This window comes from Streptomyces sp. NBC_01476 (assembly GCF_036227265.1).
In the GTDB taxonomy this organism is placed as follows: domain Bacteria; phylum Actinomycetota; class Actinomycetes; order Streptomycetales; family Streptomycetaceae; genus Actinacidiphila.
The window spans coordinates 4,706,232-4,719,640 of record NZ_CP109446.1 but is presented as its reverse complement, the minus strand read 5'-3'; the positions used below and the strand labels follow the sequence as shown (position 1 = coordinate 4,719,640).

Here is a 13,409-nt window from a genome sequence, read left to right as displayed (position 1 = left end):
CCCGCCCCTCCCGATCGCGAACTGCCACGACCGAGGTGTAATTCACACTCTTCCAATTACACCGCCACTGAATCACAGCGAGCTGTCCGTTCGGTACACAGGGTCAACAATTCCTGCCCCTTGTGACTCAAGTCACATCATCACGTAATCGGTTGGGTACCCACGGTAGAGCCGTGGTCCTAGGACCGGACCCCTCCCGGAACTGCGACCACAGTCCGATGCCCCCGTCCCCTACCGACCCGTAACGTGGTGAGCGTGCTTCGTACTCCCCCTGGACGGCATCCTGGAACCACCATGGGTCAGACCGTCAGTACCGACGACTTCCGCGCCGCCATGACCCGCCTCGCCGCGGGTGTGGTCCTCATCACCGCGCACGACCCCGACGACGGGCCGCGCGGCGAGGACGTCGGCATGACCGCCACCGCGTTCATGTCGGTGTCCCTGGAGCCCCCGCTGGTGCTGGCGAGCGTACGGGTGGGGTGCCGGATGGACGAACTGCTGGAGCGGCAGCCGCGCTGGGCCGTCTCGGTGCTCAGCGAGAGCCAGCGGCACATCGCCGGCCGGTTCGCGATGCGCGGCCGGATCAGCGACCGGCTGCTCTTCGAGGACGTCGCCTACTACCGCGGCGAGCAGACCGACGCGCCGGTCCTGGGCGGCGCGCTGGCGATACTCGAGTGCGAGACCGAGCAGCGGGTGGTGGCCGGCGATCACACGCTGGTGATCGGCCGGGTGCTCACCGCCCGCACCCCGAGCGCCGAGGGCGGCCCGCTGACCTACTTCCGCGGCCGGTACCGCTACCTGAGCTGAGCCGGGCCGAAGGGCCCCGCGCCGAACCGGACCGGGCGAAGGGCCCCGCGCCAGGGGCTCGCGGGCTCCGGGGCAGGAGCCCCCCGGGCCCGGATAAAGGCCCCCCGGTCAGTCCCAATCGCCGCCGCTGCGGCCCTTCTTGGTCTGGCCGCGCTGCTTCTTGACCCGCAGCCGGCGCTCGTTGATGCCGCGCGGGATCTTCGTCGGGCGGCGGGCCTTCGGCGGCGGTGCGGTGGCCTGCGCGAGGATCGCGGTGAGGCGGGCGGCGGCGGCCTCGCGGTTGCGCCACTGGGAGCGGTGCTCGGACGCCCTGACGGTCAGCACGCCCTCGCCGGTCAGCCGGCCCGCCAGCCGCTCCAGCGCGCGCTCCTTCCACACCCGCGGCAGCGACTCGGTGGCCGCGAGGTCGAAACGCAACTCCACCTGACTGTCACTGGTGTTCACATGCTGTCCACCGGGCCCCGAGGACCTGGAGAAACGCCAGACCAGCTCGGCCTCCGGCACGGAGACCGAACCGCGGATGACAAGAGGCCCGGACATGTCTCCATGATCCCGCGCCCGCGCTCCCGCGTCACGGGGATTTCGCCCCGGAGCGCAAACTCCGTCCGGTGAAGAAGAAGCTTCAGGGAACCGCGGGCTCCCCGGTCCGCGTTCTGTCCGATGACGGTACTTTCGTCGTAACACCTACGACCACAAAAGGGGACTTCCCATGGCGGTAAGCCTGTCCAAGGGCGGCAACGTCTCACTCACCAAAGAGGCGCCCGGTCTGACGGCCGTGACGGTCGGTCTCGGCTGGGACGTCCGGACGACCACCGGCACGGACTTCGACCTCGACGCGAGCGCCATCGCCGTCAACGCGACCGGGAAGGTCTACTCCGACGGCCACTTCGTGTTCTTCAACAACAAGCAGAGCCCGGACCAGACCATCGTCCACACCGGTGACAACCGCACCGGCGAGGGCGAGGGCGACGACGAGCAGATCAACGTCAACCTCGCGGCCCTGCCGGCCGACGTCGACAAGATCGTCTTCCCGGTCTCCATCTACGACGCCGAGGCCCGCAGCCAGAACTTCGGCCAGGTCCGCAACGCGTACATCCGCATCATCAACCAGGCCGGCGGCACCGAGATCGCCCGTTACGACCTGAGCGAGGACGCCGCCGTCGAGACCGCCATGGTCTTCGGCGAGCTGTACCGCAACGGCGCCGAGTGGAAGTTCCGCGCGGTCGGCCAGGGTTACGCCTCCGGTCTGGTCGGTATCGCCTCCGACTTCGGCGTCTCGCTCTGACGCACCGCTGAGCCGGGGCCGCCACGGCTCAGCGGGGCCCGGCTCCACCGCGGCGCCGGCCCGTCCCGCACAGCCACGCACGGCTACGCACGGCCCCGTACAGCCCCGTACAGCCCCGCACGGCCCGCACTCCGTCCGGCCCCCGCCCCCGGTCCACCCGGGGCACGGGGGCCGTTCGCGTCTGACACCATCGCCTGCGTGATCGACCTCGGCTACGCCCTGTCCCGACGTTTCCCCGATCCGCCGCAGACGGACTACCGGCGTGCGGACGTACGGGCACTACGGCACGACCTGTTCTGCGGGGACGTGTATCTGGCGGAGGGCGAGCGGGAACTGTCCACAGCCTGGGGATGGGTGCCGGTACTGGATTTCGCGTGGGCCCTGTGCGACCTGGTGGAGGAGCTGGACCGGGACCCGCGAGGAAGCCGGTCCGCCCGGCCGCAGTACGCGGAGTTCGACTTCACCGAATCCACCGACCGGCTCCGGTTCGTCCGCCGCTTCGGGCATGTGGAGGTGACCGCGGACTGGCTGCCGGACGAGGCGCCGCTGGTGCTGCCGTACGGCGGACTGCGCCGCGAGGCACGGGACTTCCTGCACGACCTGACCGCCGACCTCACCGACATGCACGAGGGCCTGGACGGCAACCCGGCGGTCTGGGACCTGCTGGCCCGCTTCCCGCGGGTCTGAGCCCCCGGCCGACCGCGGGGCCCGTTTCCGGCGCGGACCCCTCTCCGGCGCGGGCCCGTCTCCGCCGCCGGCCCGTTTCCGGCGCGGACCTGCGGCGTTCGCCGAGAGCGAACTCGCCGGACGAAAGGGCATTCCGGCCCCCGAGGGCGGGCCGAGCGCGGTCAATCGCCCCGGAAGCCCGCCACACGAGTGGTGGAACGGGCCAGCGGGGACGCGCGCTTGGGAACTCCTTTACGCTCCCGGAGAGTTCTCAGTGCGCACGAACGAACCCCGTCGAGGAGAGACCAGCCATGGCCCTGTGGGACCGTTTCAAGGAATCCACCCAGAGCATGCAGACCCAGCTCAACGCCAAGAAGAACGACCTCAAGAGCGGCGCCTTCCGCGACGCCAGCATGGCGATGTGCGCGCTGGTCGCCGCCGCCGACGGCTCCGTCGACCCCGCCGAGCGGCAGCGCGTCGCCACCCTCATCGGCACCAACGAGGTGCTGCAGAACTTCCCGGCCCTCGACCTGCAGCGCCGCTTCGAGGACTACCTCGGCAAGCTCACCGCCGACTTCGACTTCGGCAAGGTCGCGATCCTGCAGGAGATCGCCAAGGCGAAGAAGAAGCCCACCGAGGCACGGGCCGTCATCCAGATCGGTATCGTCATCGGCGGCGCGGACGGCGTCTTCGACAAGTCCGAGCAGGCAGTGGTGCGCGAGGCCTGCTTCGCGGTGGGCCTCGACCCCGCGGAGTTCGACCTCTGAGCACTTCGAACCCCTGAGTTGCTGTCCGGAGGGGCCGTCCGATGCAGGACGACGACGAGACACCCGCACTGGTGCTCTACCAAACGCTCCGCGCCCGCGGTGCGGCCACCTCCGAGGCGGAACTGGGCAAGGCCGCCGGCCTGGACCGCGAGCAGACCGAACGCGGCCGGCAGCGGCTGACCCGGCTCGGCCTGATCCGCCACGAGGACGGCGTACTCGAACCGGTCGACCCCGACACCGCGCTCACCCGGACCATGGACGCCTACCGCGCCACCGCCGCCGAGCAGGTGCGCACCGCGGCCGACCTGCAGGAGCTCACCGGCTCGCTGCTCACCGTCTACCGCCCGGCCGTCGCCCGCGAGGCGTCCCTGGTCGAGGTGGAGTACTACAGCGACCGGCGGCAGAAGGTCCGGGTGCTCCGCGAGCTCGACAGCACCGTCCGCCACACCTCCGACTCGATCCACCCCGGCCCGGTGGCCCCGATGGACGTGCTGCACACCTCGGCGCGCCAGGACGAGGAGATGATCCGCCGGGGCGTCCGCAACCGGACGGTCTATCCGCAGTCCGCCGTCTCCAACCCGCAGTTCAACCGCTATCTGCGGGAGCTGACCGAGATGGGCGTCGCGGTCCGGCTGATCGACCACGCCCCCTACGACATGATCATCTACGACGGCCAGGTGGCCGCCTTCCGCGGCAACCCGCCGGTGCCCGGCGACCCGCACCTGGTGGTCGTGGTCCGCGGCTCGGCGCTCATCCAGGCGCAGATCGCGGTCTTCGAGGACCTCTGGCTGCGGGCGGTCCCGTACGAGCCGCCGGCCGCGGCCTCCCCCGGCGACACCGAACTCGCCCCGCAGGAAAGGACCGTCATCCGGCTGATGGCCGGCGGCCTGAGCGACGACCAGATCGCCCGGAAGATGGGCGTCAGCCGCCGTACGGTCCAGCGCGCGGTCACCAAACTCATGGAGCGGCTCGGTGCGACCAGCCGCTTCGAAGCGGGCCTCAAGCTCGCGCAGGACCCCGAATTCAGCCGGGCGGTACGGCGCTGAGTCGTGGCGGCGGGCTGAGGATGCCTGGGGGTGGGTGGGGACCGGCGGGCCGTGCCGGGCCCCACCCTTCCGACGGATGGCTCCCCCCCGGGAAACCGGGCGAGCGTGCCGGTTGCTGCCATCTGCGGATCCGGACGCGGCGACTCGGGGGAGCCGCGACCGGCGGCATCTCGCGATGCCACGGCGCTCCCGGGCGGAGATGTCCACCGCGAGTTCGCCGCTTCAGATAATTACCCGATGCCGCGGTCCGGCGCCTAGCGGCTTTTCCGCCGGAAAGCGCGTGTGCCACCCGGCGGTTACCCCCGCGAGCTGCGCTTTTGCCACCTCCGGTCACTCTGTGTCCAAAAAGCGACACGTCCCTATCTGGACATCATCGGAGGCCGGGCCGGCTCGGCCCGGCCCGGCCGCCGCGCGGCTCTTGTTCAGCGCAGCGCCCGCCGTGCGTGGATACGGCTCACCCACGTGGTGAGCAGCAGGAAGACGGTCGCGACCGCGGCCACCACCTGGGAGACCACGGTGCGCGTCTTGTCGGCGAACCAGACCGGCTCGTACATGTTGGGCAGCGGGCCCAGCGTGCCGACGTCGACGTAGCGGTAGAGCAGGATCGCGAAGAGCCCGGCCAGGGCGACGAGCAGGGCGAAGGCATCGACGAACGCCCGGCGCCAGACCAGGACGAGGAGCGCGGCCAGCGACGCGAGGCCGGCCTCGGCACGGAAGAGGTCGCCCTGGCTCCAGGTGGCGGTGACCGCGTCGTACTGCGAGGCGAGTTTGGCGTGCACATACGCGTCCACGGCCAGGCCGGCCGCGGCGATCACCCGGGCGGTGCCGCGGAAGACGGTGAGGAAACTGGGCTGGTCCATGGGTCCACCTTGCCCGTGCCGGACGTCGCCTCCCCGATGGCGGCGACGGTAACAGCGGTGGCGTCCCCCTTGACCACCTGTACGGCGGTCCCCTGGGGGCCCGGCGGCCCCGGCGAGTGCCCCGCCGCGCCGCCACCAGCGCCGCGGCCGTTCCGGCCCCGCGTCCTCGGTGAAGTCGCCCAGCGCCTGCGCGGTGATCCGCACGGCGTCACTGTTCAGGTCCTGTGACTGCTCGGTGAGTTCCGCCAGCAGCCGGGTGTCGATGCGCTCCGCGCCCATCACGCCCCATCTCTCCACAGCGCGCCCGCTCTGTCCGCGGGCACTTCGCGACCTGCTTCGTCACGGCCGGGCAGGCGGATTGGTCCGTCACCCGTACGGAGGAGGCACAGCCGCGCCCGGTGCTGACGGCCGGCGGATCTCCCGTACCGCGAGACTTTCCGTCCATCACGGGCCACCGCGGGCTGTGGGCGGTTACGCTCGGTCTATGCCCTCTTGGTGGCAAATGTCAGGTGGTCGGCGCGCGAGCCGGCTGCTGACCGAGGCCATTCGGGAGGCCGGCGCCTACGGCGGCTCCCTCTATGTCATGGATCCGGCCGCGTCCCTGCTGCGGATGCTGCTGATCAGCGGCATCCCGCAGGAGCTCTGCACCCCCTGGCACACGGTGCCGCTGCACTACCAGGTGCCCGTGCCCATGGCGGCACGCGAACGGCGCCAGGTCTGGCAGGCCGTGCAGGGCTCGGACGGACAGCCGGTGGCGCGTTTCCACGACGGCTCGGTCACCATCCCCTACCCGTTCGCCGTGCTCGCGGTGCCGATCTTCGGCGCGGACGACCAGCGGGAGGAGCAGGAGGACGGACAAGGGAACGGACTGGGAGACGGACACGGGGACGGACCGGGAGATGGTGAGGTGCTGGGTGTCCTCTCCCTGCTGTGGGACGGCTGCCACGCCCGGACGGTGGCGCCGGCCGAGGCGGCCACCGGCGCCGCCACCGCGCGGCGGCTGGCACCGCTGGTACGCCGGGTGGTCCGCTCGGGCGCTGCCTCCTCCGCGGGCACCCCGGTGGACGTCCTGCCGCCCCGCGACCGCCGGCCCGGCCGGTCGGAGGCGATGGCCGCCGCCGACTTCACCGAACTCATGCCGGAGGGCGCCTGCACGCTCGACCTGACCGGCCGGGTGCTGCACATGAACGCCGCCGCCGCCCGGCTGCTCGGCGCGAGCCCCGCCCAGCTGCTCGGCAGACGCCCCCGGGAGGTGCTCCCCTGGCTGGACGACCCCACCGCCGAGGACCGCTACCGTACGGCGCTCTTCGGCCGCCAGCCGGTGGCGTTCACCATCCGCCGGCCCACCGGGCAGGCACTCACCTTCGAGGTCCGCCCGGGCGAGCGGGTGATGAACGTCCGGATCACGCCGGCCGGCACGATGGACGAGCAGGCGACGCTCCCCGCCTCTCCCGTCCCCCCGAGCGCCCGCGGCGGCGCCCTCTACCGGCTCACCCAACTCGCCGCCGCCCTCGCCCAGGCCGTTGGCGTGGGAGACGTGATCGACACCCTGGCCGTCCACTCCCTGCCGGTCTTCGGCGCGCAGGCGGTGGCGGTGTTCAGCGCGGAGAGCGGCAGGCTGACGCTGCTCGGCACCCACGGCTACCCGCCGGGCGCCCTCGACCAGTACGACAATCTGCCGCTCTCCTCCGGCACCCCGTCGGCGCGCGCCCTGGCCGACCGCGTCCCGCTCTTCTCGTCCTCGCCCGACGAACTGCGCAGGCACGCACCGGGCATCGAACCCGACCCCTCCCGCCAGGCGTGGGCGCACCTCCCGCTGATCATCTCCGACCGGGCGATCGGCGGCCTCGTCCTCGCCTACGACCAGCCGCATCCGTTCCCGCCGGACGAACGGGCTGTCCTGCTCTCGCTGTCCAGCGTGGTCGCCCAGGCCTTCGACCGGGCGCGGCTCTACGACACCCAGCACCAGCTCGTCCGCAGCCTGCAGTCCGCGCTGCTGCCCAGGTCACTGCCGGCGGTGCCCGGCCTGGAGACCGCCTTCCGCTACCGCGCCGCCACGGAGGGCGTCGAGATCGGCGGTGACTTCTTCGACCTGGTCCCGCTCGACGACGGCAGCACGGTCGCCGTCATCGGTGACGTCCAGGGCCACAACGTGAACGCGGCGGCGCTGATGGGCCAGGTGCGGACCGCGGTGCGGGCCACCGCGAACACCGCCCCCGACACCGTGCTCAGCCAGGTCAACCGGCTGCTCACCGACCTCGACCCCGGGCTCTTCACCAGCTGCCTGTACGCCCACTACGACCCGGTGACCTCGGTGGTACGGCTGGCGAGCGCCGGCCACCCGCCGCCGCTGCTGCGCGACCCGGCGGGCGGGACCACCGTCGTACCGGTGCCGCCCGGCCTGCTGCTCGGCATCGACGCGAAGGCCGACTTCACGGTCACCGACGTACCGCTGCTCCCGGGGTCGGTGCTCGTCCTCTACACCGACGGCCTGGTCGAGACCCGCGGCGAGGACCTCGACTTCTCCACCCTGCGCCTGTCCGAGCTGCTGGAGGACCACGGCGCCGAACATCTCGACGCCCTCGCCGACGCCCTTCTGCGGGCCACCTCCCCGGCCGAACGCCTCGCCGACGACGTGGCGCTGCTGCTGCTCAAGGTGACCGTCTGACAGTCCGGCGACACGGTCCGCCGGCCGCCGTGGGCTACCGCCGGTCCGGCGGCGGGTTGAGCACCGCCCGCACCGCGTCCGTCACCAGCTGCCGACGGGCCGACCGGCTGCTCTTGCGGGCCACCGAGTGGTATTCCGGCGTCTGGGCGGTCCACAGGCCCGCCAGCGTGAGCACCAGCGTCAGCAGGTCCGTCGCGGAGAAGTGGTCCGGGAGCAGCCCGTCGCGCTGTGCCTTGTCGATCGCGGCGATCTTCGCGTGGCTGGAGTCGACGATCGACTGGATCGGATCGTGCCGTTCGGCCCGCTCCAGCCGGTACCAGGTGGCCAGCCTGGCCACCTCCGGGTGGTCCTCGTAGCCGTCGAAGAGCCGGCCCGCGTACCCCGGGAGGTCGGCCGCGTCCATGGCGATCTCGTCCGTCGTCCGCACCACGAGACGGTCGAAGACCGCGTCGAAGAGGGCCTCCTTGCTGCCGAAGTAGTGGTAGATCTGCGCCTTGTTCGAGCGGGCCGCCAGGGCGATCCGATCGACCCGGCCGCCCGCGATCCCGTACTCGGCGAACTCCTGCGCGGCGGCGTTCAGCAGCCGGTCTCTGGTCGCTTGTGCGTCTCCTGCCATGCCGGCAGCTTAGCAACTAACCAATCGGTTGACATCTGCGGAGCTTCGGAGCGGAATACGACTAACCGGATAGTCGCATGAAAGATGCAGTTCAGATGGTGCGACTAACCAGGTGGTTGACAATCGACTGCCGCGCCGCTTCACTTCAATCAACCGGTTAGTCAGAAGGACGGGCCGGGCAACGGACAGCAGGGAACCGCCATGCGGAGATTCACCGGCAGGACCGCACGGTCACCGGCGCGGGCAGCGGCGCGGGCAGCGGCATCGGAGCCGCCACCGCCGAACAGCTCGCCCGAGCGGTGCGCGCGGCCCGTGGGCTCCTTCACCTCGACCTCGGCGGGCGCCTCCGCCGCGCGAGCTGTGCGCCGCCCTCGGCGGGCGCCTCCGCCGCGTGAGCAGTGCGCCGACCACGGCGGGCGCCTCCGCCCCCTGAGCCGCGCGTGGGGCGCGAACAGCCCGGCCCCTCCGGCCGGTTCGCCCCCTCAGCCGTCCCGCTTCTCCTTCCGGCACCGCTCCCCCCGCCCTCCTCCCGAAAGGCCCGTCACCGTGTCCGCATCCGTTTCCTTCGCCGGCGCCCGCTCCCCGTTCGTCACCGGCCTCGACCCCGATGTGCTCGCCGCCCAGCGGCAGGCCAACCTCGTACTGGCCCAGATGCCGCAGCCCGATGTCACGACCCCCGAGGGGCTCGCCGCACTGCGTGCTCTCACCTCCCCGGCGCAGCCGGCCTCCCAACTCGTGCCCGAGGACATCACCGTGGACGGCCCGGCCGGGCCGCTGCGGCTGCGGGTCTTCACCCCCGAGGGCGACATCCGCGCGGTCTATCTGCGCATCCACGGCGGCGGCTGGGCGGCCGGCACCCCGGAGGACGACGAGGCGGTCAACGATCACATCGCCCGTACCTGCCAGGTCGCCGTGGTCAGCCCCGCCTACCGGCTGGTCCCGGAGTCGACGATCGCGGTCCAGATCGAGGAGTGCCTGGCCGCGGCCCGCTGGGCGGCCGGCCAGGCCGGTCCCCGGTTCGGCGCCGGCCGGCTGCTGATCGGCGGCATCTCGGCCGGCGGCCACCTGGCCGCCACGGTCGCCCTCCGGCTGCGCGACCAGGGCGATCCGGCGTTCGCGCTGCTGGCGGGCGCGCTGCTGGACTGCGGGGCGTACGACATGTCGTACACGCCCAGCGTCCGCCGGTCCGACCACACCACCCTGGTCCTGCCCCGCACCTGGATCGAGGGCCTCACCACGCTGGGGCTCCCCGGCCTGGACGCGGAGGCCCGCCGCGACCCGGAACTCTCCCCGCTCTACGCCGACCTCACCGGACTGCCCCCCGCGCTCTTCACCGTCGGCGCCCTCGACCCGCTCCGCGACGACTCCGTGTTCCTCGCCACCGCCTGGCAGTTGGCCGGCGGACACGCCGACCTCGACGTCTGGCCGGAAGGGGCGCACGCCTTCACCAACATGGGCACCCCGCTGGCCGCCCTGGCCCTTCAGCGCACCACGGACTGGATCGACGCCCTGCTCGCCTGATCGCCCTCCGGCCCACCCCGACTCCGTACCCCCCCGCCCGTACACCCCGCCCCCCAAGGAGCCCTCATGTCCGCCTGGACCGTTGCCGACATCCCCGCCCAGCACGGCAAGCTCGCGCTGGTCACCGGTGCCAACTCCGGCCTCGGCCGTATCACCGCACTCGAACTGGCCCGGGCCGGCGCGACCGTGCTGCTGGCCGGCCGTACGCCCGCCTCGCTGGAGGAGGCCGCCGCCGCCATCACCCGGGAAGTGCCGGGCGCCGGCCTCCTGCCGGTCCGGCTCGACCTCGCCGATCTCGCGTCGGTCGAGGAGGCCGCGGCAGCGGTCATCGCCCTGGACCGGCCGCTCGACCTGCTGATCAACAACGCCGGTGTGATGGCGGTGCCCGAACGCCGCACCACCAAGGACGGCTTCGAGCTGACCTTCGGCACGAACCATCTCGGCCACTTCGCACTCACCGGCCGGCTGCTCCCCGCGCTGCTGCGGGCCGAAAGCGCCCGGGTCGTCACGGTGAGCGCCCTGGTCGCCCGCAACCGCGGCCTGACCTTCGACGACGTGGCGGGCGAACGGAAGTACACGCCGATGAGCGCCTACGCCCTCTCCAAGTACGCGAACGTCGTCTTCACCCAGGAGCTGGCCCGCCGGGCGGCGGCCACGCCGCTGACCGCCGTCGCCGTCCACCCGGGGTCCGCGAACACCGGCATCCAGCGCCATGTGCCCCGGCTGGTCAAGGCGGTTGTCGGAGTGGCCATGGAACGCGTGCTGGGGCAGCGCCCCGAGGAGGCCGCGCTGCCTTCCCTCTACGCCGCCACCGAGCCCGGCATCGCGCCCGCCGCCTTCATCGGCCCCACCGGACGGATGGAGACCCGCGGCGCGCCCGGCCCGGTCAAACTCCCCGCCACGGCAGCGGATCCGGCCATCGGCCGCACCCTGTGGGAGCTGTCGGAACGCCTCACCCACGTCGGCTACGCCCTCCCCTGACCAGCACCGTTCAGCACCCGCCCGGCCGGCGGCCGGCCCAGCCGCCCGGCCGACCCCCGGCCCGGTCGGCGGCCCGGTCCGGCGGCACCCGGCCGGAACGGGCCGGTGACCGGCCGACCGATCAGACCCCGTCCGGTCAGCCGGCCCACGGGCGTCCGGGGCCCTTCCCGCCGGGGTCCTGGCTGCCCGAACCCACGGCGTCCGGACGGTTCGCCCCGGGCGGTTCGCCTCCGGACCACCCCCACCCCAACCACCATCCCAGCGGCGCAACCACGCCCCCCTCGTATCGGTTAGGTAAGGCTAAGCTAATCTGTCGGCCGTGAGAGTTGCAGCAGGCCCAACGGGTGCGGTGCCGGCGCCGCGCCGCGGTCATGAACTGGCCGCCGACGGCGTGACCGTGGCGTACGACGGGGTCGACGTCGTGCACGGCGCCGCGATCACGCTCAGGCCCGCCGAGGTCACCGCGCTCGTCGGTCCCAACGGCAGCGGGAAGTCGACGCTCCTGCGTACGCTCGCCCGCCTGCAGCCCGCCAGGGCCGGAACCCTCGCCCTCGACGGCGGCACCGCGTCCGCCCTGGACGGCTGGGAGCTGTCGGCCCGTGAGTTCGCCCGCCGCGTCGCCCTCCTGACGCAGGGCCGGCCCACCCCCAGCGGACTCAGCGTCCGCGACGTCGTCGAGTTCGGCCGCTACCCGTACCGGGGCCGCTGGGGCCGCCCCGACCCCGGCGGCGCCGCCGCGGTCGACCGGGCGCTCGGCCTGACCGGCCTGGAGGACCTGGCCGGACGCGGCGTCGACCACCTCTCCGGCGGACAGCTCCAGCGGGTGTGGCTCGCCGGCTGCCTCGCCCAGGAGACCGGCGTACTCCTCCTCGACGAGCCGACCACGTACCTCGACCTGCGCTACCAGGTCGAACTCCTCGACCTGATCCGCGACCTCGCCGACGACCACGGGATCGCGGTCGGCGTGGTCCTGCACGACCTCGACCAGGCGGCGGCCGTCGCCGACCGGGTCACCCTGCTCCACGCGGGACGCATCGTCGCCGACGGCGCACCCGAGGACGTCTTGACGCCGCACCGGCTGACCGAGGTCTACGGCATCCGGATCGACGTCGACACCGACCCCGCGACCGGCCGGCTGCGCACCCGCGCGATCGGCCGCCACCACGCCCGAAGCGAAAGGCACCAGGCCACCTCATGAAGCACCTCCCCGCCGCAGCCGCGGCCGCCGCCGCGGCGCTGCTCCTGGCCGGCTGCGGCACCACCGAGCACGCGTCCGCCGACTCCTCCCCGTCCGTCTCCCCCACCGGCTCGGCCACGACCGCGGGACCGGTCACCCTCACCGACGCCACCGGCGCGACGGTCCGCCTCGACCACCCCGCCACCCGGGTCGTCGGCACCGAGTGGAACGTCGTCGAGGACCTCCTCACCCTCGGCGTCGCGCCGGTCGGCGTCGCCGACGTCAAGGGCTACAAAGCCTGGGACACAGCCGTCCCGCTGACGAACGCGCCGAAGGACATCGGCACCCGCGGCGAGCCCAGCACGGACACCATCGCGGCCCTCTCGCCCGACCTCGTCGTGGCCACCACCGACCTGTCGGCGGCCGTGGTGAAGCAGCTGCGGAAGGCCGCCCCGGTCCTCGTGGTGCGCTCGGCCGACGCCGCCGACCAGATCGGCCTGATGATGAAGGACCTCGACCTCATCGCCCAGGCCACCGGGACGACCGCCAAGGCCGGCACCGTACGGCAGGCGTTCGAGGCGAAGCTCGCCGCCGGCAAGCAGGCCCTGGCGAGCGCCGGCCGCACCGGCGCGAAGGTCGCCCCCGCCGACGGCTACGTCGTGTCCAACCAGGTCTCCGTCCGCCCCTACACCAGCGGCTCCCTCATAGGAGCGGTCAACGAGCGGCTCGGCCTGCGGAACGCCTGGACGATCAAGGGCGACAAGGACTACGGCCTCGCCACCACCGACGTCGAAGGGCTCACCGGCCTGGGCGACATCCAGTTCACCTACATCGCCAACGACACCGACGGCGACCCGTTCGCCGGCGCCCTCGCCAAGAACGCGGTGTGGAAGTCGCTCCCGTTCGTCAAGGACGGCCACGTGCACCGGCTCCCCGACGGCATCTGGATGTTCGGCGGACCCGGGTCGATGGAGGCGTACGTCGACGCCGTCGTCGACGCCCTCACCAAGTAGCG

General features: G+C 72.6%; 13 protein-coding genes. 10 read left to right on the top strand and 3 right to left on the bottom strand.

The window, feature by feature from the left end; all coding sequences use genetic code 11:
- Positions 1 to 294 precede the first annotated feature (294 nt).
- On the top strand, positions 295 to 807 hold the full coding sequence (locus OG552_RS20585) for a flavin reductase family protein (protein ID WP_329135031.1): 513 nt from the start codon (positions 295 to 297) through the stop codon (positions 805 to 807).
- Between the two features lie 108 nt (positions 808 to 915).
- Here OG552_RS20585 and arfB read toward each other — a convergent pair whose 3' ends face one another.
- Complete coding sequence (arfB, locus tag OG552_RS20580; protein WP_329135029.1) at positions 916 to 1,347, bottom strand: alternative ribosome rescue aminoacyl-tRNA hydrolase ArfB; 432 nt, start codon at positions 1,345 to 1,347, stop codon at positions 916 to 918.
- 169 nt (positions 1,348 to 1,516) lie between these two features.
- Between arfB and OG552_RS20575 the strand changes: the two genes are divergently transcribed.
- From OG552_RS20575 to OG552_RS20560, 4 genes are all read left to right on the top strand, one after another.
- Positions 1,517 to 2,092: a TerD family protein gene (locus tag OG552_RS20575; RefSeq protein ID WP_329135027.1), complete on the top strand. Its 576-nt coding sequence runs from the start codon at positions 1,517 to 1,519 to the stop codon at positions 2,090 to 2,092.
- A gap of 198 nt (positions 2,093 to 2,290) precedes the next feature.
- Positions 2,291 to 2,779 carry a hypothetical protein gene (locus tag OG552_RS20570; protein WP_329135025.1) on the top strand — a complete coding sequence of 163 codons (489 nt, stop codon included), beginning with the start codon at positions 2,291 to 2,293 and terminating at the stop codon, positions 2,777 to 2,779.
- A 290-nt stretch (positions 2,780 to 3,069) separates the two neighbouring features.
- Positions 3,070 to 3,525 carry a tellurite resistance TerB family protein gene (locus OG552_RS20565; RefSeq protein ID WP_329135023.1) on the top strand — a complete coding sequence of 152 codons (456 nt, stop codon included), beginning with the start codon at positions 3,070 to 3,072 and terminating at the stop codon, positions 3,523 to 3,525.
- 41 nt (positions 3,526 to 3,566) lie between these two features.
- Positions 3,567 to 4,571, top strand: coding sequence for a helix-turn-helix transcriptional regulator (locus tag OG552_RS20560; protein WP_329135021.1), 1,005 nt, complete (start codon positions 3,567 to 3,569; stop codon positions 4,569 to 4,571).
- A 422-nt stretch (positions 4,572 to 4,993) separates the two neighbouring features.
- On the opposite strand, the gene OG552_RS20555 is transcribed toward OG552_RS20560, so the two are convergent.
- Positions 4,994 to 5,431 carry a hypothetical protein gene (locus OG552_RS20555; protein ID WP_329135019.1) on the bottom strand — a complete coding sequence of 146 codons (438 nt, stop codon included), beginning with the start codon at positions 5,429 to 5,431 and terminating at the stop codon, positions 4,994 to 4,996.
- 502 nt (positions 5,432 to 5,933) lie between these two features.
- Here OG552_RS20555 and OG552_RS20550 point away from each other — a divergent pair.
- Entirely contained in the window at positions 5,934 to 8,099 is a 2,166-nt protein-coding gene (locus tag OG552_RS20550) for a SpoIIE family protein phosphatase (RefSeq protein WP_329135017.1), read from the top strand.
- 34 nt (positions 8,100 to 8,133) lie between these two features.
- Here OG552_RS20550 and OG552_RS20545 read toward each other — a convergent pair whose 3' ends face one another.
- The gene (locus OG552_RS20545) at positions 8,134 to 8,715 is read right to left on the bottom strand and encodes a TetR family transcriptional regulator (RefSeq protein WP_329135015.1); all 582 of its coding nucleotides are present in this window, start codon (positions 8,713 to 8,715) and stop codon (positions 8,134 to 8,136) included.
- A 546-nt stretch (positions 8,716 to 9,261) separates the two neighbouring features.
- Between OG552_RS20545 and OG552_RS20540 the strand changes: the two genes are divergently transcribed.
- The 4 genes from OG552_RS20540 to OG552_RS20525 all read left to right on the top strand — a co-directional run bounded on the left by OG552_RS20540 (position 9,262) and on the right by OG552_RS20525 (position 13,407).
- Complete coding sequence (locus OG552_RS20540) at positions 9,262 to 10,236, top strand: alpha/beta hydrolase (protein WP_329135013.1); 975 nt, start codon at positions 9,262 to 9,264, stop codon at positions 10,234 to 10,236.
- A gap of 66 nt (positions 10,237 to 10,302) precedes the next feature.
- A complete protein-coding gene (locus OG552_RS20535) occupies positions 10,303 to 11,217 on the top strand; it encodes an oxidoreductase (protein WP_329135012.1) in 915 nt (304 codons plus the stop codon).
- Between the two features lie 319 nt (positions 11,218 to 11,536).
- Complete coding sequence (locus OG552_RS20530) at positions 11,537 to 12,415, top strand: ABC transporter ATP-binding protein (protein ID WP_329135010.1); 879 nt, start codon at positions 11,537 to 11,539, stop codon at positions 12,413 to 12,415.
- Complete coding sequence (locus OG552_RS20525; RefSeq protein ID WP_329135008.1) at positions 12,412 to 13,407, top strand: iron-siderophore ABC transporter substrate-binding protein; 996 nt, start codon at positions 12,412 to 12,414, stop codon at positions 13,405 to 13,407. The genes OG552_RS20530 and OG552_RS20525 overlap by 4 nt, the downstream gene beginning before the upstream one ends.
- The last annotated feature ends 2 nt before the right edge of the window (positions 13,408 to 13,409 follow it).

Bases quoted from the DNA above. Each gene is read 5' to 3' on its own strand.
- OG552_RS20565 (WP_329135023.1), top strand. From the start codon at position 3,070: ATGGCCCTGTGGGACCGTTTCAAGGAATCCACCCAGAGCATGCAGACC.
- OG552_RS20550 (WP_329135017.1), top strand. From the start codon at position 5,934: ATGTCAGGTGGTCGGCGCGCGAGCCGGCTGCTGACCGAGGCCATTCGG.
- OG552_RS20560 (WP_329135021.1), top strand. From the start codon at position 3,567: ATGCAGGACGACGACGAGACACCCGCACTGGTGCTCTACCAAACGCTC.
- OG552_RS20525 (WP_329135008.1), top strand. From the start codon at position 12,412: ATGAAGCACCTCCCCGCCGCAGCCGCGGCCGCCGCCGCGGCGCTGCTC.
- OG552_RS20585 (WP_329135031.1), top strand. From the start codon at position 295: ATGGGTCAGACCGTCAGTACCGACGACTTCCGCGCCGCCATGACCCGC.
- OG552_RS20535 (WP_329135012.1), top strand. From the start codon at position 10,303: ATGTCCGCCTGGACCGTTGCCGACATCCCCGCCCAGCACGGCAAGCTC.
- OG552_RS20575 (WP_329135027.1), top strand. From the start codon at position 1,517: ATGGCGGTAAGCCTGTCCAAGGGCGGCAACGTCTCACTCACCAAAGAG.
- OG552_RS20545 (WP_329135015.1), bottom strand. From the start codon at position 8,715: ATGGCAGGAGACGCACAAGCGACCAGAGACCGGCTGCTGAACGCCGCC.
- OG552_RS20555 (WP_329135019.1), bottom strand. From the start codon at position 5,431: ATGGACCAGCCCAGTTTCCTCACCGTCTTCCGCGGCACCGCCCGGGTG.
- arfB (WP_329135029.1), bottom strand. From the start codon at position 1,347: ATGTCCGGGCCTCTTGTCATCCGCGGTTCGGTCTCCGTGCCGGAGGCC.